General features: G+C 70.0%; 17 protein-coding genes and 2 pseudogenes. 8 read left to right on the plus strand and 11 right to left on the minus strand.

What is annotated here, in order from left to right:
- Positions 1–91: 91 nt before the first annotated feature.
- Both ACFZDC_RS13940 and ACFZDC_RS13945 read left to right on the plus strand, forming a co-directional pair.
- On the plus strand, positions 92–649 hold the full coding sequence (locus tag ACFZDC_RS13940; protein WP_391323403.1) for a DUF6114 domain-containing protein: 558 nt from the start codon (positions 92–94) through the stop codon (positions 647–649).
- Complete coding sequence (locus tag ACFZDC_RS13945; protein WP_391323405.1) at positions 639–2,000, plus strand: hypothetical protein; 1,362 nt, start codon at positions 639–641, stop codon at positions 1,998–2,000. Before ACFZDC_RS13940 ends, ACFZDC_RS13945 begins: the two co-directional genes overlap by 11 nt.
- Positions 2,001–2,096: 96 nt before the next feature.
- On the opposite strand, the gene pyk is transcribed toward ACFZDC_RS13945, so the two are convergent.
- The 3 genes from pyk to pta form a co-directional block, all read right to left on the minus strand.
- Complete coding sequence (pyk, locus tag ACFZDC_RS13950; RefSeq protein WP_391323407.1) at positions 2,097–3,524, minus strand: pyruvate kinase; 1,428 nt, start codon at positions 3,522–3,524, stop codon at positions 2,097–2,099.
- 98 nt (positions 3,525–3,622) lie between these two features.
- On the minus strand, positions 3,623–4,834 hold the full coding sequence (locus ACFZDC_RS13955) for an acetate/propionate family kinase (RefSeq protein WP_391323409.1): 1,212 nt from the start codon (positions 4,832–4,834) through the stop codon (positions 3,623–3,625).
- Positions 4,831–6,921 carry a phosphate acetyltransferase gene (pta, locus tag ACFZDC_RS13960; protein ID WP_391323411.1) on the minus strand — a complete coding sequence of 697 codons (2,091 nt, stop codon included), beginning with the start codon at positions 6,919–6,921 and terminating at the stop codon, positions 4,831–4,833. Before pta ends, ACFZDC_RS13955 begins: the two co-directional genes overlap by 4 nt.
- 200 nt (positions 6,922–7,121) lie before the next feature.
- Between pta and ACFZDC_RS13965 the strand changes: the two genes are divergently transcribed.
- The gene (locus ACFZDC_RS13965) at positions 7,122–8,147 is read left to right on the plus strand and encodes an ATP-dependent 6-phosphofructokinase (RefSeq protein WP_391323413.1); all 1,026 of its coding nucleotides are present in this window, start codon (positions 7,122–7,124) and stop codon (positions 8,145–8,147) included.
- On the opposite strand, the pseudogene ACFZDC_RS13970 reads toward ACFZDC_RS13965, so the two are convergent.
- The 6 genes and pseudogenes from ACFZDC_RS13970 to ACFZDC_RS13995 form a co-directional block, all read right to left on the minus strand.
- A pseudogene (locus ACFZDC_RS13970) lies at positions 8,144–8,763 on the minus strand (XRE family transcriptional regulator). The gene ACFZDC_RS13965 and the pseudogene ACFZDC_RS13970 overlap by 4 nt on opposite strands.
- Before the next feature lie 221 nt (positions 8,764–8,984).
- Positions 8,985–9,812 (minus strand): ABC transporter permease subunit, encoded by an 828-nt coding sequence (locus tag ACFZDC_RS13975; RefSeq protein WP_391323415.1) that lies wholly within the window; start codon positions 9,810–9,812, stop codon positions 8,985–8,987.
- Between the two features lie 8 nt (positions 9,813–9,820).
- The gene (locus ACFZDC_RS13980) at positions 9,821–10,684 is read right to left on the minus strand and encodes an ABC transporter permease subunit (RefSeq protein ID WP_391323417.1); all 864 of its coding nucleotides are present in this window, start codon (positions 10,682–10,684) and stop codon (positions 9,821–9,823) included.
- Complete coding sequence (locus ACFZDC_RS13985; RefSeq protein ID WP_391323419.1) at positions 10,681–12,042, minus strand: extracellular solute-binding protein; 1,362 nt, start codon at positions 12,040–12,042, stop codon at positions 10,681–10,683. Before ACFZDC_RS13985 ends, ACFZDC_RS13980 begins: the two co-directional genes overlap by 4 nt.
- Positions 12,043–12,539: 497 nt before the next feature.
- Positions 12,540–13,229: a response regulator gene (locus ACFZDC_RS13990; RefSeq protein WP_391323421.1), complete on the minus strand. Its 690-nt coding sequence runs from the start codon at positions 13,227–13,229 to the stop codon at positions 12,540–12,542.
- On the minus strand, positions 13,226–14,848 hold the full coding sequence (locus ACFZDC_RS13995; RefSeq protein ID WP_391323424.1) for an ATP-binding protein: 1,623 nt from the start codon (positions 14,846–14,848) through the stop codon (positions 13,226–13,228). The genes ACFZDC_RS13990 and ACFZDC_RS13995 overlap by 4 nt, the downstream gene beginning before the upstream one ends.
- A 121-nt stretch (positions 14,849–14,969) precedes the next feature.
- Here ACFZDC_RS13995 and ACFZDC_RS14000 point away from each other — a divergent pair, with 121 nt between their 5' ends.
- On the plus strand, positions 14,970–16,388 hold the full coding sequence (locus ACFZDC_RS14000) for a cation:dicarboxylate symporter family transporter (protein WP_391323480.1): 1,419 nt from the start codon (positions 14,970–14,972) through the stop codon (positions 16,386–16,388).
- Between the two features lie 114 nt (positions 16,389–16,502).
- On the opposite strand, the pseudogene ACFZDC_RS14005 reads toward ACFZDC_RS14000, so the two are convergent.
- Positions 16,503–16,814: pseudogene (locus tag ACFZDC_RS14005) on the minus strand (TetR/AcrR family transcriptional regulator); the annotation flags it as partial.
- 325 nt (positions 16,815–17,139) lie between these two features.
- On the opposite strand from ACFZDC_RS14005, the gene ACFZDC_RS14010 reads away from it, so the two are divergent.
- Complete coding sequence (locus ACFZDC_RS14010; RefSeq protein ID WP_391323426.1) at positions 17,140–17,904, plus strand: DUF2127 domain-containing protein; 765 nt, start codon at positions 17,140–17,142, stop codon at positions 17,902–17,904.
- Positions 17,905–18,103: 199 nt separating this feature from the next.
- On the opposite strand, the gene ACFZDC_RS14015 is transcribed toward ACFZDC_RS14010, so the two are convergent.
- Positions 18,104–18,343: a hypothetical protein gene (locus tag ACFZDC_RS14015; RefSeq protein ID WP_391323428.1), complete on the minus strand. Its 240-nt coding sequence runs from the start codon at positions 18,341–18,343 to the stop codon at positions 18,104–18,106.
- Positions 18,344–18,381: 38 nt separating this feature from the next.
- On the opposite strand from ACFZDC_RS14015, the gene ACFZDC_RS14020 reads away from it, so the two are divergent.
- The 3 genes from ACFZDC_RS14020 to ACFZDC_RS14030 are packed head-to-tail and all read left to right on the plus strand — an operon-like array spanning position 18,382 to position 19,680.
- Positions 18,382–18,894: an AsnC family transcriptional regulator gene (locus ACFZDC_RS14020; protein WP_391323430.1), complete on the plus strand. Its 513-nt coding sequence runs from the start codon at positions 18,382–18,384 to the stop codon at positions 18,892–18,894.
- A 28-nt stretch (positions 18,895–18,922) separates the two neighbouring features.
- Positions 18,923–19,351, plus strand: a complete 429-nt coding sequence (locus ACFZDC_RS14025) for a MerR family transcriptional regulator (protein WP_391323432.1) — start codon at positions 18,923–18,925, stop codon at positions 19,349–19,351.
- Positions 19,348–19,680: a thioredoxin domain-containing protein gene (locus ACFZDC_RS14030; protein ID WP_391323435.1), complete on the plus strand. Its 333-nt coding sequence runs from the start codon at positions 19,348–19,350 to the stop codon at positions 19,678–19,680. The genes ACFZDC_RS14025 and ACFZDC_RS14030 overlap by 4 nt, the downstream gene beginning before the upstream one ends.
- Positions 19,681–19,735 lie beyond the last annotated feature (55 nt).

Here is a 19,735-nt window from a genome sequence, read left to right on the forward strand (position 1 = left end):
ACGGCGCCCCCGCCCGTTGCACCTTCGGCCGCGTCTTCACGCGCGGCACACATCACGACCACAGCAACGCCGCACCAGGGAGCTGTTTTCCATGAGCGCCGAGACCCCTGCCGCCGAATCCGGCACGTTCCCCCGCCGGAGGCTGCAGTTCCGCGCCTGGCGGGGCACCCGTCCGTTCTGGGCCGGTCTGTACGTCCTGCTCAGCGGTCTTCCGATCATGTACTTCCCGTACTTCCATCTCCAGCTCGGTCATCTCACGCTGGCGATGGCGACCACGGCGGGGGCCGGCTCCCTGATCATCGGCGTGCTGCTCGTCGTCCTGGGCATCAGCCTCTGGTACCAGAAGCACGTACGGACGTTCGCGGGCGTCGCCGCGATCCTGCTGGCGCTGGTGTCCCTCCCCGTGTCCAACTTCGGCGGCTTCATCGCGGGCTTCCTGCTCGCCCTCGTCGGCGGAGCGATGGCCATCGCCTGGAGCCCGGGCGGCACGCCGCAGCAGGAGCCGCCGGCCGCGGCCGCCCCGGGCGAGGGGGGTGCGCCCCAGGCCGCCCCGCTGTTCGAGAAGGCCCCGGACGGGGTGAGCGAGCCGTACGACCTGTCAGGAACGAGCCCGGGCAACGAGGCGAACGGGAGGCACAGTGCCGGCTGACGAGGTGACCCACGGGACCGATGTGGACGGGTCCCGTGCGAGAACCGGGCCCCGCCACGCGGCACCCAAGAAGCCGCTGTTCACCAGGTTCCACATGCCGGCCGGCAAGGCGATAGCCTCCGTGGCGATGCCCACGGCGGTCCTCATGGGCATGGGCTTCACGTCCACGCTCGCCCTCGCGGACAACAACACCTCGACGACCCCGTCGTCGTCGAAGAGTCTGTCGGCCGACGAGTACAAGGACTGCGTCAAGGCGCTGGACGACTCCAAGGACGCGTCGGCCTCCCCCTCGCCGTCCGCGAGCGAGTCCACCGACAAGGCGACGCCGACCCCCACGGCGACCGCCGGCACGAAGGACTCGGGCAAGACCTCCCCGTCGGATTCAGGTTCCGACGACACGGCCACGCCCAAGCCGACGGCGACGTCCGGTTCCTCCGACTCCGGTTCGGACTCCGGTTCCTCCGGATCCGGCTCCTCGGGCTCCGGTGGCGGCGCCCCCGCCACGCCGACCCCCTCGGCGTCCCAGAGCAGCGGTGGCGGCCTGCTGGAGACCATCGGCGACACGATCGGTGACGTCCTCACCGGCGGCAGCAAGGACTCCGGCACGTCCGCGAGCCCGACTCCGTCGGCGACCCCGTCGTCCTCGGACACCTCGACCTCGTCCGGTTCCTCGGACGCGTCCGGGTCCTCCGGCAAGGGCAGCGCCACCGACACCGTCAAGGACACCGCCACCAAGGCCGCCAAGACGGTCACGGACACGGTGAAGGACACCACCGACAAGGTCTCCAAGACGGCCGAGGACACCACGAAGGCGGTCAAGGACGCGGCCGAGTCGGCCACGCCGAGCCCCTCCGCGAGCTCCACGACGTCCGCGGACGACTGCCCGGTGGCCACCGACGACGAGAGCGGCGTCGACAACAAGGTGCCGGTGGCGGACGACCCCTGGTACCTGAACGCCAGCTCGCTGCTGCTGAAGGGCGCCGACTACCAGGGCATCGTCGAGGTGAAGACGGCGAACGGCACCAAGAAGAAGGTGCTCAAGTACGTCATCTCCGGCGGGACCGACATCGGCGACCTGCACCAGACGGTGAACGACAAGCAGGCGAACAAGACCTACCACGTGCAGGCGTCCAAGGGCTCGACGTCCACCATCCGCGGTGGCGACACCGTGATGTACACCGAGAGCATCTCCGGCAACCTGTTCGGCCTGATCCCGGTGACGTTCAGCCCGGACAGCCCGCCTCCGCTGAACATCCCGCTGATCTACTTCACCCACGTGAAGGTCGTCCAGGCGGCCCAGTTCGGCGGCAACCTGCACGTGCCCGGCATGCACGTGTACACCACCGACTGACCGGCCCTTCAAGCCCGTTCGGGAGCCGCACACAGCTGAGGGCGACCCCTGTCGCAGGGGGCGCCCTCAGTGCCGTGCGAGCCCTTGCGGGCAGCGTCAGCTGGTCGTGCCGCCCAGGTGGTGGACCCGGACCATGTTGGTGGTGCCGGGGACGCCGGGGGGCGAGCCGGCGGTGATGATCAGCGTGTCACCGGGGCTGAAGCGGCCAAGGTTGGCCAGCTCCTGGTCCACCATGTCGACCATCTCGTCGGTGCTGTTGACGAAGGGGACGACGTGCGACTCCACGCCCCAGCTGAGGGTCAGCTGGTTGCGGGTGCCCTCGTCGGTGGTGAACGCGAGGATCGGCTGGGCCGCGCGGTAGCGGGACAGCCGGCGGGCGGTGTCACCGGACTTGGTGAAGGCGATCAGGCCCCTGCCGCCGAGGAAGTCGGCGATCTCGCAGGCCGCGCGGGCCACCGAACCGCCCTGGGTGCGCGGCTTCTTGCCGGGCACGAGGGGCTGCAGGCCCTTGGAGAGCAGTTCCTGCTCGGCCGCGGTGACGATCTTCGACATCGTCTTGACCGTCTCGATCGGGTAGGCGCCCACCGAGGACTCCGCCGACAGCATGACCGCGTCCGCGCCGTCCAGGATCGCGTTGGCGACGTCGGAGGCCTCGGCGCGGGTCGGGCGGGAGTTGGTGATCATCGACTCCATCATCTGGGTCGCCACGATCACCGGCTTGGCGTTGCGTCGGCACAGCTCGATCAGGCGCTTCTGCACCATGGGGACCTTTTCGAGCGGGTACTCGACGGCGAGGTCGCCACGGGCGACCATCACGCCGTCGAACGCCATCACGACGTCCTCCATGTTCTCGACCGCCTGCGGCTTCTCCACCTTGGCGATGACGGGGACCCGGCGGCCCTCCTCGTCCATCACCTTGTGGACGTCGCCCACGTCCTTGGCGTCCCGGACGAAGGACAGCGCGACCATGTCGCAGCCCATGTGGAGGGCGAAGCGCAGGTCCTCCACGTCCTTCTCGGACAGCGCGGGCACGTTCACGGCCGTGCCGGGCAGGTTGATGCCCTTGTGGTCGGAGACGACACCGCCCTCGATGACGATCGTCCGCACCCGCGGGCCCTCGACGTCCAGGACCTTCAGCTCGACGTTGCCGTCGTTGATCAGGATCTGGTCGCCGCGCGAGACGTCGCCCGGCAGCCCCTTGTAGGTCGTACCGCAGATGTGTTTGTCGCCCGGCACGTCCTCGGTCGTGATGATGAACTCGTCACCGCGCTCCAGCTCCACCGGGCCCTCGGCGAAGGTCTCCAGACGGATCTTCGGGCCCTGCAGGTCGGCGAGGACACCGATGGCCCGGCCGGTCTCCTTGGCGGCGGCCCGGACGCGGTCGTACCGCGCCTGGTGCTCGGCCTGGGAGCCGTGACTGAAGTTGAAACGGGCCACATTCATGCCCGCCTCGATCATGGTGACGAGCATCTCGTGGGAGTCGACCGCGGGGCCGAGAGTACAGACGATTTTCGAACGGCGCATGGGGCGATCCTATCGGTTTGTTTCGCTGCGGAATATTCCGTCTGGCGGAAGATACAAATGGGCGGACATGCGCTCAGGCGTGTTACTGCGGTGTATTGCTAACTCTTCTTTCCGACCAGTGCGTAGGTCTGCGTGGCGATCTCCAGTTCCTCGTCGGTCGGCACCACGGCGACCGCGACCCGCGCGTCCTTCGGCGAGATCAGCCGCGGCTCGCCGCCGCGCACGGCGTTCAGCCCGTCGTCGACCGCGAGGCCAAGCCCCTCCAGGCCGGCGATCGCCGCCTCGCGCACCGGCGCGGCGTTCTCGCCGACCCCGGCCGTGAACGCGACGGCGTCCACCTGCCCGAGCACCGCGTAATAGGCGCCGATGTACTTCTTGAGGCGGTGAATGTAAATACCGAAGGCCAGCTCGGCTTCTTCGTCGCCCTCGTCGATCCGGCGGCGGATCTCCCGCATGTCATTGTCCCCGCACAGACCGAACAGGCCGCTCCTCTTGTTGAGAAGAGTGTCGATCTCGTCCATGGACATTCCGCCAACACGCTCCAAATGGAAGATGACCGCCGGGTCCAGATCACCGGAGCGCGTACCCATCACGAGTCCCTCCAAAGGCGTCAGCCCCATGGAGGTGTCCACGCAGCGGCCCTTGGCGACGGCCGACGCCGAGGCACCGTTGCCGAGGTGCAGGACGATCACGTTCACCTCCGAGGGGTCCTTGCCAAGCAGCCGCGCGGTCTCACGGGAGACGTAGGCGTGCGAGGTGCCGTGGAACCCGTAGCGGCGGATGCGGTACCGGTCCGCGATCTTCGGGTCGATCGCGTAGCGCGCCGCGGACTCCGGCATGGTCGTGTGGAACGCCGTGTCGAAGACGGCGACCTGGGGCAGGTCGGGGCGCAGCGCCTGCGCGGTGCGGATGCCGGTGAGATTCGCCGGGTTGTGCAGCGGTGCGACCGGGATCAGCCGCTCGATCTCGGTGAGCACCGCCTCGTCGATCACGGTCGGCTCGGTGAAGAACATGCCGCCGTGCACCACCCGGTGCCCGATCGCGGCGAGTTCCGCCGAGTCCACACCCAGACCGTCCCGGGCCAGCTCCTCGGCGACGGCCTTGAGGGCGGCGTCGTGGTCGGCGATCGGCCCGTCCTGCTCCCGGGTCGCGCCGCCGGCGACGCAGGTGTGCTTGATCCGCGAGGTCTGCTCGCCGATGCGCTCGACCAGACCCATCGCCAGCCGGCTGCTGTCCCGCATGTCCAGCAGTTGGTACTTCACCGACGAGGAGCCGGAGTTGAGGACGAGGACACGGGTGGGGGTGGTCACTGCTCGGACGCCTTCTCGCTGAGGTTCTGGGCCTGGATCGCCGTGATGGCGACGGTGGTGACGATGTCCTGGACGAGCGCGCCCCGGGACAGGTCGTTGACCGGCTTGCGCAGACCCTGCAGGACCGGGCCGACCGCGATGGCGCCGGCCGAGCGCTGCACGGCCTTGTAGGTGTTGTTGCCGGTGTTGAGGTCGGGGAAGATCAGCACGCTGGCCTGCCCGGCGACCTCGGAGCCGGGAAGCTTGGTGGCGGCGACGGACGGCTCCACGGCCGCGTCGTACTGGATCGGCCCCTCGATCTTCAGATCGGGCCGCCGCGAGCGCGCCAGCTCGGTCGCCTCACGCACCTTCTCGACGTCGGCACCCGAACCCGACGTACCGGTGGAGTACGACAGCATCGCGATCCGCGGCTCCACGCCGAACTGCGCGGCCGTGGCCGCCGACTGGATCGCGATGTCCGCCAGCTGCTCGGCGTTCGGGTCCGGGTTGACCGCGCAGTCGCCGTAGACCAGCACCTTGTCGGCCAGGCACATGAAGAACACGGACGAGACGATGGAGGACTCCGGCGTGGTCTTGATGATCTCGAAGGCGGGCCGGATGGTGGTGGCCGTCGAGTGCACCGAGCCGGAGACCATGCCGTCGGCCAGCCCCTCCTGGACCATCAGGGTGCCGAAGTAGTTCACGTCCGAGACGACGTCGTAGGCCAGCTCGACCGTGACGCCCTTGTGGGCGCGCAACCGGGCGTACCGCTCGGCGAAGGAGTCGCGCAGCTCGGAGGTGGCCGGGTCGATCAGCCGGCTGCCGCCGAGGTCGATCCCGAGGTCGGCCGCCTTCTTGCGGATCTGGTCGACGGGGCCGAGCAGCGTCAGGTCGCACACTCCGCGGCGCAGCAGCACCTCGGCCGCGTGCAGCACCCGTTCCTCGGTGCCCTCCGGCAGAACGACCCGCCGCTTGTCGGCGCGGGCCTGCTCCAGCAGCTTGTGCTCGAACATCATCGGGGTGACCCGGTCGTTGCTCGGCGTCGAGACCCGGCGGACCAGATCGGCGGTGTCGGCGTACCGTTCGAACAGGCCGAGCGCGGTCTCCGCCTTGCGCGGGGTGGCCGCGGTCATCTTCCCTTCCATGGAGAACAGTTGCCCGGCGGTGGGGAAGCTGTTGCCGGACACCGAGATCACCGGGGTGCCCGGGGCGAGCCGGGCGGCCAGCGTGAGGATCTCCTGGCTCGGCACCTCGTTCAGGGTCAGCAGCACGCCGGCTATCGGCGGGGTGCCGGCGCTGTGCGCGGCGAGCGAGCCGACGACCAGGTCGGCGCGGTCGCCCGGGGTCACGACCAGGCATCCCGGGGTCAGGGCGGCCAGGACGTTCGGCAGCATCGCACCGCCGAAGACGAAGCCCAGCGCGTCCCGGGCGAGCCCGGAGTCGTCGCCGAGCAGCACCTTGGCCCCGAGGGTCTGGGCGATCTGCGCGACCGTCGGCGCGGACAGCGCGGGCTCGTCGGGCAGCACGTACGTGGGCACCGGCAGGCGGTCGGCGAGCCGCTCGGCGATCTCGTGGCGGTCCTCGGGGGCCACCCGGTTGGCGACCATGGCCAGCACGTCGCAGCCCAGGGTGTCGTACGCCCGGTAGGCGTTGCGGGTCTCGGCCAGCACGGACTCCGCCGACTGCCCGCGGCCGCCGACCACCGGGATCACGGACGCGCCGAACTCGTTGGCGAGCCGGGCGTTCAGGGACAGCTCGTCGGGCAGCTGGGTGCCGGCGAAGTCGGTGCCGAGGACGAGGACGACGTCGTAGTCCCGGGCCACCAGGTGGAAGCGGTCGACCAGCGTGGAGACCAGCTCGTCCGTGCCCTGCTCGGCCTGGAGCGCGGACGCCTCGTGGTAGTCCATGCCGTAGACGGTGGTCGGGTCCTGGGAGAGGCGGTACCGCGCCCGCAGCAGTTCGAACATCCGATCGGGTCCGTCGTGCGTGAGTGGACGGAAGACGCCCACCCGGTCGACCTGCCGGGTCAGGAGCTCCATGACTCCCAGCTCGACGACCTGGCGGCCGTCGCCGCGGTCGATCCCGGTCACGTACACGCTGCGCGTCACGTGTGCACTCCGTCCTCTGTCTCGTCCGGCTACGTCTGTCTCGTCCGTGGCACAAAAATCGCCCACCGAGGTGAGCAGATCCCTCTTGACAATACCCTTGCCGCCGGATAAGGCACCCGCCAGGAACTCGCCGCCCCGGCGGACGTGAAACAATCGACACTGGCTCACCGGTACCGACAGCGAGCAGGAGACACAGCACGATGCGCATCGGAGTTCTCACCGCAGGCGGCGACTGCCCCGGCCTGAACGCCGTGATCCGGTCGGTCGTGCACCGGGCGGTGGCGCAGTACGGCGACGAGGTCATCGGCTTCGAGGACGGCTACCGAGGTCTGCTCGACCGGCACTACCGCACCCTCGACCTGGACGCGGTCAGCGGCATCCTGGCCCGTGGCGGCACCATACTCGGCTCCTCCCGCCTGGAGCGGGACCGGCTGCGCGAGGCCTGCGAGCGGGCCACCGACATGGCCGTCGAGTTCGGCATCGACGCGCTGATCCCGATCGGCGGCGAGGGCACCCTGACGGCGGCCCGCATGCTCTCCGACGCGGGCCTGCCGGTCGTCGGCGTCCCCAAGACCATCGACAACGACATCTCCTCCACCGACCGCACCTTCGGCTTCGACACCGCCGTCGGCGTCGCCACCGAGGCCATGGACCGCCTGAAGACCACGGCCGAGTCCCACCAGCGGGTCATGGTCGTCGAGGTCATGGGGCGGCACGCCGGCTGGATCGCCCTGGAGTCCGGCATGTCCGCCGGCGCCCACGGCATCTGCCTGCCCGAGCGCCCCTTCGACCCCGCCGACCTCGTCAAGATGGTCGAGGAGCGGTTCGCCCGCGGCAAGAAGTTCGCCGTCATCTGCGTCGCCGAGGGCGCCCACCCCGCCGAGGGCACCATGGACTACGGCAAGGGCGCGATCGACCAGTACGGCCACGAGCGCTTCCTGGGCATCGGTACGGCGCTGGCGTACGAGCTGGAGCGACGCCTCGGCAAGGAGGCCAAGCCGGTCATCCTCGGCCACGTCCAGCGCGGGGGCGTGCCGACCGCGTACGACCGCGTCCTCGCCACCCGCTTCGGCTGGCACGCCGTCGAGGCCGCGCACCGCGGCGACTTCGGGAAGATGACCGCGCTGCGCGGCACCGACGTCGTGATGGTGCCGCTCGCGGAGGCGGTCACCGAGCTGAAGACGGTCCCCAAGGACCGGATGGACGAGGCCGAGTCGGTCTTCTAGGCGCTCCTGTCCCCGACCGCGGCCCAGAAGTTCTCCACGATCCGGTCGAGGAACTCCCGCCCGGACTCACTGGCACCGCTGCTGCCGCCACCCCAGCTGAGGGTGGCGGCCATGTGTCCCTGGTAGTCCTGGTGCAGCGCCTGCAGCACCTCCTCCAGGACGACCCCGTCCACGGGCGCCACCTTCAGCACCGGCCGCACATAGGCCTGCCAGCGGGTGGTCACCGCGCTGCGCAGCAGTTCGGCGAGCTACGCCGCACGGCCCGTGACGGCGACGAAGTCGGGCAGGGCCAGCACCCGCGCGAGCGCGGCCGACTGGCGTTCGTCGCCCCGCCACTCGTCGGTCTCCTCCGTCCGCAGATACCCGCGCAGGTCCATGCCGACGGCGTGGGCGACGTCCTCGGGCGCGACGGCCCGGGCGATCCGGTGTTCACGCAGGGTCCGGGGCCGGCCGATGAGTTCTCCCGGGGAACACCACAGCACGCCCGCGAGGGCGGTGAGTTCGGGGTTGCCGGGGGAGGTGACCCCGCGTTCCCAGGCGATGACGAGGTCTCGCGTGACGTACGGCAGCCCGTACGGGGCCCGCATGCCGTAGGCGACGTGCGCTCGGGACCCATGCCGGGCGCGGCGCGCAGCCTGCGGGCGGCCGGGGCGTTGAACGGGGGAGCCGAGGGCTCCGGTTGGGGTGAGGGTTGGCGCACCCCGCACGAGCCAGGGGCGCCATCCCCCGGTGGCTACGGTCCGTTCGGCCAGGATCACGGATGGTGGGAACGTATGGTTCCGGCCGTTCGGTATGTACCGGCTGTTCGGCAGGAAAAGGACGCATCGCCCCGCACGCTCAGCCCTTGACCGCCCCGCCCAGCGCGAACCCACCCCCCAGCTTCCTCGCGACCAGCACGTACAGCAGGATCACCGGCGTCGAGTAGATCACGGAGAACGCGGCCAGCTGTCCGTACGCCACCATGCCCCGGTTGCCGAAGAAGTCGTTGATGCTGACCGAGGCCGGCATCCGGTCCGGGCTGAGCAGCAGCATGAAGGGGACGAAGAAGTTCCCCCACATCATCACGAACGAGAAGACGGTGACGACGGCGAGGCCCGGCCCCATCAGCGGCAGCACGATCCGGGTCAGGGACTGCAGCGAGGAGGCCCCGTCCGTCCAGGCCGCCTCCTCCAGCTCCTGCGGCACCCCGTCCATGAAGTTCTTCATCAGCCAGATGGCGAAAGGGAGTTGGGAGGCGGCGAAGAAGAAGACCGTCCCCTGCAGGGTGTCGATCAGATTCACCCGCACGAACAAGGCGTACACCGGCACCATGATCGCGGTGATCGGCAGGCTCGTCGCGAACAGGATCGTCAGCAGGAACGGCCGGTTGAGCCGGGACCGGAACCGGGACAGCGGATAGGCGGCGAGGGCCGCGCAGACGACGGTCAGCGCGGTGGCTCCCCCGCACAGGATCAGGCTGTTGAGCAGCGGGGTGTAGGTGATGCCCGGGGTCAGGATCGCGTCGAAGTTGGCCGACGTCAGCCCGTCGGGCACCTTGACCCTCAGGTTCGCGTGCGGATCCACGGAGGACAGCAGCACCCAGGCGAGGGGCAGCGCGAAGGCGACGGCGACGACGAGCAGCCCGGCGTCGGCGGCGAGGCGACGGGAGGGACGGTTACGGGGCATGGACGGCCTTACACCTCCGTTCGCAGCAGACGCAGGTAGACGACGGAGAACAGGGAGCCCACGAGCAGCAGGAGCAGGGCGACGGCGGTGCCGTACCCGATCATGCTGTTCTGGAAGGCCTGCTCGTACATGAAGAGGGGCAGGGTCTGGCTTCTGTCACCTGGGCCGCCCCTGGTCATCACCCAGATCAGCCCGAAGACCGAGAGCGTCTGCAGGGTGTTGAGCATGAGGTTGGTGCCGATGGACCGGCGGATCATCGGCAGCGTGATGTGCCACATCCGCCGCCACCCGCCGGCCCCGTCCACTTCCGCCGCCTCCGTGATCTCGCTCGGTATCTCGTCGAGCGCGGCGGAGTAGACGAGCATCGAGAAGGCCGTGCCGCGCCAGACGTTGGCGAAGGAGACGGCGAGGATGGGGAGCGTGAACAGCCAGTTCTGCGCGGGCAGATGAAGGGCGCGCAGGATGGCGTTCAAGGTCCCCTCACGCCGGAAGAAGGCGTACAGCAGGAATCCCGCGACCACTTCCGGCAGCACCCAGGCGGTGATCACGACCCCACCGGTGAGCGTACGGACGGGTCTGGACGCACGCTTCATCAGCGCCGCGAGGGCCAGCCCCAGGGTGTTCTGCCCGACGAGCGAGGACAGCACGGTGAACACCAGGGTGAGCCATACGGCGTTGCGGAACGCGTCGTCGTGGAAGGCCTTGCGGAAGTTGTCGAATCCGACGAAGGAGGAGTGGGCCTGCCCGGTGAGCTGCAGGTCGGTGAAGGCGATGTAGACGCAGTAGGCGATGGGGCCGGCGAGGAAGAGGAGCAGGAGGACCAGGGCGGGGGTGAGAGGGAGGGCTCTGGTGACCCGGCGCCGGCTCCTCACTTCTGGATCACTTGGCCGCCGGTGACCTCCTTGAGCGTGGCGTCGTAACCGCTCGCCGCCCTGCCGACGGACTGGTCGCCGGTCGTCACGCCCTCCATGGCCTCCTGGACGGCGGTCGACACCTTCGGGTACGCCGGATACGCGGGCCGGTAGTGCGTGCTCGCGACCAGGTCGGTGAAGAACTTGATGCCGGGCTGGGCGGTGGCGTACGCGGGGTCGGCGGCGACGTCCTCGCGCACGGCGATACCGGAGTTGGCGATGTACCACGCACGGGCGTTGTCCTTCGTCTGCATCGTCTTGATGAAGTCGAAGGCGAGGTCCGGGTGGGCCGCCTTGGCCGGGACGGCCCAGGTCCAGCCGCCGGACATGCTGACCCTGCCCGGGGCCTGCCCGTGCTGGGTGGGCATGTACGCCAGTCCGAGCCGCTTCGACCAGTCCTTCCACTCGTGCCCGCTGCCCGGCAGCCAGTCCTGCGGCAGCCAGGAGCCGTCGAGGTCGATGCCGAGCTTGCCCTGGGGGAGGAGTTCTCCGCGGACGGCCGTGCTGAAGTTGGGGTCGAGGGCGTCGGAGACGTCGGGGCCGAGCTTCTCCCGGTAGACGCTCTCCACGAAGGAGAGGGAGTCCTTGAACCCCTGGCTCCCGGCGACCCACTTCTTGCTCGACGCGTCGTAGAGCGGGTCCGTCGTTCCGTCGTCGGTGCCGTACAGCAGCATCTCGAAGGTCTGCATGGTGGCGGCTTCACCGGCGGGTTTGCCGGTGTAGACGTTGAGCGGGGTGACTCCGGGGACCTTCTTCTTGATGGTCCGGGCGGCGGTGAGGACGTCGTCCCAGGTCTTCGGCTGCCAGCCGGCGGGCAGTCCGGCCTTCTCGAACACGCGCCTGTCGAACCAGAGTCCGCGGGTGTCCGTCCCGTCCGGGACGCCGTACGTCTTCCCGTCCTGGCCCTTCGCGGCGTTCTTGGCCGCGTCGACGAACTGCCGCCAGTCCGGCCACTTGGCGAGGTACGGATCGAGGGGCTTCAGGTACCCGCTGGTGATGTCGGAGTTGATGAGGAAGGTGTCCTCGTACACCAGGTCGGGGGCCGTCCTGGGGGAGCGGAGCATCTGCTGGAGCTTGGTGTAGTACTCCGAGTCCGGGGCCTTGATGGGGACTAACTCCACCTTCTTGCCGGGGTACTTCTTCTCGAACTGCTTCTTGATCCCGGCGAGGTAGGTGTCCATCACCTTCACGGAGTTGTCGGTGGACTGCTTGAAGGAGACCTTCAGGGTGTTGGGGCTGCTGCCGGAGCCGGTGCCGCAGGCGGTGAGGGTCGTCGCGGCGAGGGTGAGGGCGATGAGAGTGGCGGCGGTGGGGCGCACGGGCACTACCTCCTACGGGCTCACTTCGGTGTGGCGTGGCGTGGAGATCGCTGCGGTGTGAACGTAAGAGGAATGGTCTAGTCAGGTCAATGCGTATGCGCGGGATTGGAGTTGACCGCTCCGGGAGGCGAGTTCCCCCGTGGTGGGCTCCGGGGCGTCTTCGCCACGGTGGCGGTCCGTCGGCTCCGGGCCCTGCGGGGCCCACGGGAACACGGCGGAGTGCCCGGATGCGTAGCCATGCACGGATTCCATTGGACGGCGGTGGCACGGTCCTGGTCGAAGCGGCGCCCGTGACGGCGGAGGGACCGGTGCCGGCCGGGCGCCTCGGCGAGGCCCTCCGCGACCTGCCGAGAAGCCTGCAGACGGCGCTGGGCCCGGTGCGGGAGACGGCGCGCGCCGTAGTGGAACAGTGGAGGCAGGCGGGACCGGAGCAGAGCGAGGTGCTCGCGATGCCGCCCGTCCGCGGGGTCCACGGCATGCGGTGCGCGCGGGCCGCCTCACTGCCCCTTGACCCAGCGGTACTGCAACTCCGGCCGCCCCACCGTCCCGTACTGCGGGTTCCGGGCCGCCCGCCCGGCATCCACCAGGTGCTCCAGATACCGGCGTGCCGTGATGCGCGAGATGCCGACGGCCTCGGCGACGCCGGTCGCCGTGAGGCCGTCCGCGCAGTCCCGCAGGGCCACGGTGACCCGCTCCAAGGTAGGCCCGCTCAACCCCTTCGGCAGCGCCGCAGGTGAAGGCGCACGCAGGACCGCCAGCGCCCGGTCCACCTCGTCCTGGCCGCTCGCCTCGCCCACCGCCGCCTGGAACTCGGCGTAGCGCACCAACCGGTCCCGGAGGGTGGCGAAGGTGAAGGGCTTCAGGACGTACTGGACGACACCCAGCGAGACCCCCTCCCGCACCACCGCCAGGTCCCGCGCCGATGTCACCGCTATCACGTCCGCGTGATGTCCGGCCGCCCGCAGGGAGCGTGCCAGCTGCAACCCGTGCACGTCCGGCAGATGCAGGTCCAGCAGCAGCAGGTCCACCGGCGTACGGTCCAGCACCCGCCGCGCCTGCGCCTCCGTGTGCGCCTTGCCGACCGCCACGAAGCCCGGCACCCGCCCGACGTACATCACATGGGCGTCGGCGGCCACCGGATCGTCCTCGACGACGAGGACGCGGATGGGCTGCTGCTCGTTCGTCATCCGCCGCCACCCACCGATGTGCGCAGCGGCAACCGCACCTCGAACTCCGCCCCGTCCGCCTCTTCGGACTCCGCCACCGTCAACGTCCCGTCGAGCCGGGTGACCGCCTGCCGGACCAGGGCCAGGCCCAGGCCCCGGCCGCCGGGGCCGGCCGGCTTCGTGGAGAATCCCCGCTGGAACACCAGGTCGGCATGGGCGGGGTCGACCCCCGGGCCGGTGTCCGACACGCGGAGCACCAGCTCGGCGGCCGAGGCGTACGCCGTCACCGTCACCCCGGCCCCCACACTCCCCTGTGCCGCGTCCACCGCGTTGTCGATCAGGTTGCCGAGGACCGTCACCAGGTCCCGCGCGGAGAGTCCGGAGGGGAGCAGGCCGTCGTCCAGCCGGCTGTCCGCCGAGACCACCAGCTCGACGCCCCGCTCGTTGGCCTGTGCCGTCTTGCCCAGCAGCAGAGCGGCCAGCACCGGCTCGCTCACCGCCGCCACCACCTGGTCGGTCAGGGCCTGGGCCAGCTCCAGCTCCGCCGTCGCGAACTCCACGGCCTCCCGCGCGCGGCCCAGTTCGATCAGCGACACGACCGTGTGGAGGCGGTTCGCCGCCTCGTGGGCCTGCGAGCGCAGCGCCTGGGTGAAGCCCCGCTCCGAGTCCAACTCGCCCATCAGCGACTGCAGTTCGGTCACGTCGCGCAGGGTCACCACGGTGCCCCGGCGCTCTCCCCCCGACACCGGTGAGGTGTTCACCACCAGCACGCGCGACGCCGTCAGGTGCACCTCGTCGACCCGCGGTTGCGACGACAGCAGCGCCCCGGTCAGCGGTGTCGGCAGGCCGAGGTCCGCCACCGACGTACCGATCACGTCCTTCTCCTCGCCCACCCCCAGCAGCTCCCGGCCGCCGTCGTTGATCAGCGCCACCCTGTACTGCCCGTCCAGCATCAGCAACCCCTCGCGCACCGCGTGCAGTGCCGCCTGGTGGTAGTCGTGCATCCGGCTCAGCTCGGTCGCGTTCATGCCGTGGGTGTGCCGGCGCAGCCGGGCGTTGATCACGTACGTGCCGACCGCGCCCAGCAGGAGCGTGCCGCCGGCCACCCCGAACAGGGCCGTGACCTGGTCCTGGACCCGTTCGCTGATCGCCTCGACCTTGATGCCGGCGCTCACCAGGCCGATGACCCGGCCGTTCTCCTGCACCGGGGTCACCGCGCGGACGGAGGCGCCCAGGGTGCCGGTGTAGGTCTCGGTGAAGGTGCGGCCGTGCTGGGCGGGGCCGATGTGGCCGAGGAAGCGTTTGCCGATCTGTTTCTCGTCGGGGTGGGTCCAGCGGATGCCGGACGGGTTCATGATCGTGACGAAGTCGACGTTCGCGTCCCGCATGACCTGCAGCGCGTAGGGCTGGAGCTCCCTGGTCGGAGCCGGGGTGTGGATCGCCGAGCGGACCGAGGGGGAGTCCGCGATCGAGCGGGCCACCGCAGAGGCCTGGCGCGTCGCCGCGTCCTCGGCCTGCCGCTGGTCGCTGACGTAGGTGAACAGCGCGTACCCGGCCACGACCACCGCTATCAGCACGGCCTGCATGGCGAACAGCTGGGCCGCCAGGCTGCGCGGTCGGGGGAGGGACGGGAAGCGCATGTCAGCAGTGTGCCTCTCCGGCTGAGCGTGAACTAAATGAACGGAAGGGTGACCGCCCTCACAGACCGGGAGATAGTCACGGCATTCCCCATAACGCCCGGACGTGAGCCGCACGCCGGTGATGCCGACGAAGACGTCAAGGAGGGCAGCCGTGGCCGCCAGCACCCCCGATACGGCACCTGCCGCACCCCGTGTGAAGCGGGACCGGACCCATTACCTGTACATAGCCGTCATTGTGGCGGTCGCGCTCGGTATCGCCGTGGGGCTCGTCTGGCCCGCGGCCGGAGTCGAGCTGAAGCCGCTGGGCACCGGCTTCGTGAACCTGATCAAGATGATGATCTCGCCGATCATCTTCTGCACGATCGTGCTCGGGATCGGGTCCGTCCGGAAGGCCGCGAAGGTCGGTGCCGTCGGTGGTATCGCGCTCGGCTACTTCCTCGTCATGTCGCTCGTCGCGCTCGCCATCGGGCTCGTCGTGGGCAACGTGCTGCACCCGGGCGACGGGCTGCACATCACCAACGCCATCAAGGCGTCCGGACACGGCCAGGTGTCCCCCGACGCGCTGCCGCCGGTCGGCTTCGTCCTGTCGATCATTCCGGTGACGTTCGTGTCCGCCTTCACCGAGGGCCAGGTCCTGCAGACGCTGCTGATCGCCCTGCTGACCGGGTTCGCGCTGCAGGCCATGGGGCCGGCCGGGCAGCCGGTGCTGCGCGGCATCGAGCACATCCAGCGGCTCGTCTTCCGCATCCTGTCCATGGTCATGTGGGCCGCGCCGATCGGTGCCTTCGGCGCCATCGCGGCGGTGGTCGGTTCGGCCGGCCCGGACGCGCTGAAGAGCCTCGCCGTGCTGATGCTCGGCTTCTACGTCACCTGTTTCCTGTTCGTCTTCATCGTGCTCGGCGCGCTGCTGCGGATCGTCGCGGGACTGAACGTCTTCTCGCTGTTCAAGTACCTTGCCCGCGAGTTCCTGCTGATCCTGTCGACCTCCTCCTCGGAGTCCGCGCTGCCGCGGCTGATCGCGAAGATGGAGCACCTGGGGGTCAGCAAGCCGGTCGTCGGCATCACCGTGCCGACCGGCTACTCCTTCAACCTCGACGGCACGATGATCTACATGACCATGGCCTCGCTGTACATCGCGGACGCCCTGGGCACGCCGATGTCCGTCGGCGAGCAGATCCCGCTGCTGCTCTTCCTGCTGCTGGCCTCCAAGGGTGCGGCGGGCGTCAGCGGCGCGGGACTCGCCACGCTGGCCGGCGGTCTGCAGTCGCACAAGCCCGCGCTGGTCGACGGCGTCGGTCTGATCGTCGGCATCGACCGCTTCATGAGCGAGGCGCGGGCGCTGACCAACTTCGCGGGCAACGCGGTCGCCACCGTGCTGATCGGCACCTGGACCAAGGAGATCGACAAGGGCCGGGTGCGGCAGGTGCTCGCCGGGGAGCTGCCGTTCGACGAGACGACGCTGCTGGACGAGAACCGGACCACGGTCACCGAGCTCCCCGAGCCGCGCGAGGACGGCGAGAAGGAGCTGGCCAAGGCCTGATCCCAGGGAAAGCCCCGGACGTCCGGCCCCGCCTGAACCCGGGCCGGGCGTCCGGTACCACCGCCGGGCGGCTGAGTCTCCCCCGTTGACTCAGCCGCCCGGCTTCCGTCGTCGCTACGACCCCTCACTCACCTTGGACACCAGACCGGTGGCCGCGGAGGCGGGCACGCCCGCCGCGGTCAGTACCGTGACCGTGGCCGAGCGGCCCGCCTCCTGTGCTGCGACCAGCCCGTCGTTCACCGCCTCCATCACCGCGAAGAGCATCTGCTCGTGCACGTAGGCGAGCGCCGCCGCGGGCAGCGGGGAGCTGAAGACGCCCTCGTCCAGGCCGCGCTGGAGCAGCCGGATCGTGTTCTGGCGCAGGGGCGCGAGGCGTTCGCGGATGCCCTGCACGGTGACGGTGCGCTGGGCCAGGGCGACCCGCAGCAGGCCGCGCAGCTCAAGCAGCAGGCCGCCCAACTCGCCTCCGGAGCAGGCAGGACGACGGATGCCGTCGGCTCGTCGTTCGCCGACGCCGTCGCCCACACCAGCCTGGTCGGCGCGGTGATCCTGGGCATCGGCACGGTCCTGGTGGCCGTCCTGCTGCCGCGCCGCGAGGCCGCCGCGCCCGAGGTGAAAAAGGAGGAGAAGGAGCTGGTGCGGACCGCGGCCGGCTGAACCCTGCGCGCCCCCATCCGCTAACGTGCCGCTCCGGATCAACCGGAACGGCACGTTCGTGCGTGACGTCTGTACAGCTATGGAGGCACGGGGGATGAAGATCGACTGGGACCGGCGGACGTGCGCGCGCAAGGGCCATGTGACCTACGCGCCGGACGACCCCCGGCTGCGGGTACGGCTGCACGCCCAGACCGCGCTCGGAGACGTGTGGCGCTGCCTGCGCTGCGGCGACTTCGTGCTCGGCGAGCCACGCGGCTCGGGGCCGGCCGACGAGGCGCCGCTGGTACCGCGCGGGAAGGTGCTGCGGGACCTGTTCATCCTGCGCTTCCTGGCGATCGAGCGGGCCGTGCGCGGAGTGTTCATCGTGCTGGTCGCGGTCGCGGTGTGGAAGTTCAGCAACAGCCAGGACGCGGTGCGCCGCCTCTTCAACGAGAACCTGAACGTCGTCCGCCCGGTGTTCCGGCACTTCCACTACGACCTCGACCACTCGCCGGTCGTCGGCTCCATCCAGAAGGCCTTCGGCTACAAGCACTCCACGTTGCTGCTGGTCGCGGCCCTGCTGCTGGCCTACGCGCTGATCGAGCTGATCGAGGCGGTCGGCCTCTGGTACGCCAAGCGCTGGGCGGAGTACCTGACGGTGGTCGCCACCGCCGCCTTCCTCCCGCTGGAGATCTACGAACTCACCGAGAAGGTCAGCTACCTGAAGATCGCCACGCTCGTCCTCAACATCCTCGCGGTCCTCTACATCGCCCTGGCCAAGCGCCTGTTCGGCCTGCGCGGCGGCCGCAGGGCCTTCGAGGAGGAGCGGCACAGCGCGTCCCTGCTGGAGGTGGAGGAGTCGGCGGGCATGGCGGCTTAGGCCGTACGCGGCTGCCCCCATTCCTTCGGCTCGCCCGTGCGTCCGACCTCACGCCGGAAGCCTCGGCCACCACGACGGCCTGTCCGGCGTCCGCCTCCAGCGGAGCGACGGAAGGTTCCTGCCGACCGGCGCCACTGTCACCGACGCCTGCACCGCCGCGGCCACACCCGCCGACCAACGACAGCCGACCGTCTCGGCGTCAGTGCGTCTCGTCGAGTGTCTCGGCCACGGCCCTCGGCAGCCACCGCCGTACGTCGCCGAAGGTGAAACCCAGCCGGGTGGCCCGGGAGTTGTCCATGCCGTAGCGGTGGCGGAAGGCGAAGGGGGAGACCTCGGCGGAGTCGGTCACTTCGAAGACCCGCTTTGTCTCCGGGAACCTCGCCGCCACCGCCGCGCACAGCTCGTCAAGGGACAGCAGGCCGTGGGAGGCGGCGTTCACCGGGCCCGTGAAGTCCTGGCCGGCCGCCCAGAAGTGATATGGCCACCGCGCCGAAAGAACCCCGGCAGCCGCGTGCCCTCGCCGACGAAAGATCAGTGGCCTTCGACGCGGTGGACCGGCGGATCCTCGAACTGCTGCGGACCGACGGACGGATCAAACTCAGCGAGCTGAAGCGACGGGTCGGCCTGAGCCCGGCGGCCGTGGCCGGGCGGGTGCGCCGGCTGGAGGCGGCGGGAGTGGTCGAGGGATACGGTCCCCAGGTCGCGCCCGCCCGCCTCGGCTACGGCATCCAGGCCTTCGTCCGGGTGAACCCGCACGGTGGCTGCACCCTCAAGCAGCCGAGGTCCCTGGAGCTGCTCGACCGCCCGGAGGTCACCGAGGTGCACCACGTGGTCGGCGAGGACTGCTGGATCCTCAAGGTCGCCGTCGCGGGCACCGTGCATCTGGAGGAGATCCTGGAGCAGACCTCGGCGCCGGGGCGTACGACGACGTCGATCGTGCTGTCCTCGCCGGTGCGGCACAAACCGCTCCTGCCGCCCGTCTTGCCTTGACGCCGACGTCAACGCCTACGGTCGTGGCATGCGAATCGGCGAGCTGGCCGCTCGGGCCGGGACCACCACCCGCACCCTGCGCTACTACGAGGCGCGGGGGCTGCTGTCCGCCCGGCGCGACGACAAGGGACACCGCACGTACGACGAGGGCGACCTCCGACTGCTCCGGCAGATCCGGACGCTGCAGGACTTCGGGTTCGACCTGGAGGAGACGCGGCCGTTCGTGGAGTGTCTGCGGGCCGGGCATCCGGAGGGCGACTCCTGCCCGGCCTCACTCCTGGTCTACCGGCGCAAGCTGGCCGAGCTGGACGCCCTCATCGGGCAGCTGACAGCGGTGCGGGAGACGGTCGCGGGACAGCTGGAGCGGGCCGAACGGGCTCGGGACGAGCTGGCCGCCGAGGCGCTGGTTCCGGGCGGTCCGGAACCCGTATGCGAGCTGGGAGGGCTGACGCGATGAGCTTGGTGAGCGGACTGGCCGAGGTGACGGACGCCGACTTCGACACGGAGGTGATCGGCGCCGGCCTGCCGGTGCTGGTGCAGTTCACGGCCGACTGGTGCGGGCCGTGCCGGCAGCTGGCACCGGTGCTGAAGAACATCGCCTTCGAGGAGGGGGACCGCCTGAAGATCGTCCAGCTGGACGTGGACCGCAATCCGCAGACGACCATCGCCTACGGCGTGCTGTCCACCCCGACCCTCATGGTCTTCCGGGACGGTGAGCCGGTGCGGTCGATGGTGGGGGCGCGGCCCAAGCGTCGGCTGCTGGAGGAACTGGCGGACGTGCTGTAAAGCCGGCCCCGCCCGCAGAAAATCCCCCGAGCAATTGCGCTCGGGGGATTTCTGT

The sequence above is a fragment of the Streptomyces sp. NPDC007905 genome (assembly GCF_042959345.1).
GTDB lineage: Bacteria > Actinomycetota > Actinomycetes > Streptomycetales > Streptomycetaceae > Streptomyces.

Coding starts and splice junctions, on each gene's coding strand:
- ACFZDC_RS14010 (WP_391323426.1), top strand. CDS start 17,140: ATGAAGATCGACTGGGACCGGCGGACGTGCGCGCGCAAGGGCCATGTG.
- ACFZDC_RS14000 (WP_391323480.1), top strand. CDS start 14,970: ATGCCGACGAAGACGTCAAGGAGGGCAGCCGTGGCCGCCAGCACCCCC.
- ACFZDC_RS14030 (WP_391323435.1), top strand. CDS start 19,348: ATGAGCTTGGTGAGCGGACTGGCCGAGGTGACGGACGCCGACTTCGAC.
- ACFZDC_RS13990 (WP_391323421.1), bottom strand. CDS start 13,229: ATGACGAACGAGCAGCAGCCCATCCGCGTCCTCGTCGTCGAGGACGAT.
- pyk (WP_391323407.1), bottom strand. CDS start 3,524: ATGCGCCGTTCGAAAATCGTCTGTACTCTCGGCCCCGCGGTCGACTCC.
- ACFZDC_RS13965 (WP_391323413.1), top strand. CDS start 7,122: ATGCGCATCGGAGTTCTCACCGCAGGCGGCGACTGCCCCGGCCTGAAC.
- ACFZDC_RS13995 (WP_391323424.1), bottom strand. CDS start 14,848: ATGCGCTTCCCGTCCCTCCCCCGACCGCGCAGCCTGGCGGCCCAGCTG.
- ACFZDC_RS14025 (WP_391323432.1), top strand. CDS start 18,923: ATGCGAATCGGCGAGCTGGCCGCTCGGGCCGGGACCACCACCCGCACC.
- ACFZDC_RS14020 (WP_391323430.1), top strand. CDS start 18,382: ATGGCCACCGCGCCGAAAGAACCCCGGCAGCCGCGTGCCCTCGCCGAC.
- ACFZDC_RS13940 (WP_391323403.1), top strand. CDS start 92: ATGAGCGCCGAGACCCCTGCCGCCGAATCCGGCACGTTCCCCCGCCGG.
- ACFZDC_RS13975 (WP_391323415.1), bottom strand. CDS start 9,812: ATGCCCCGTAACCGTCCCTCCCGTCGCCTCGCCGCCGACGCCGGGCTG.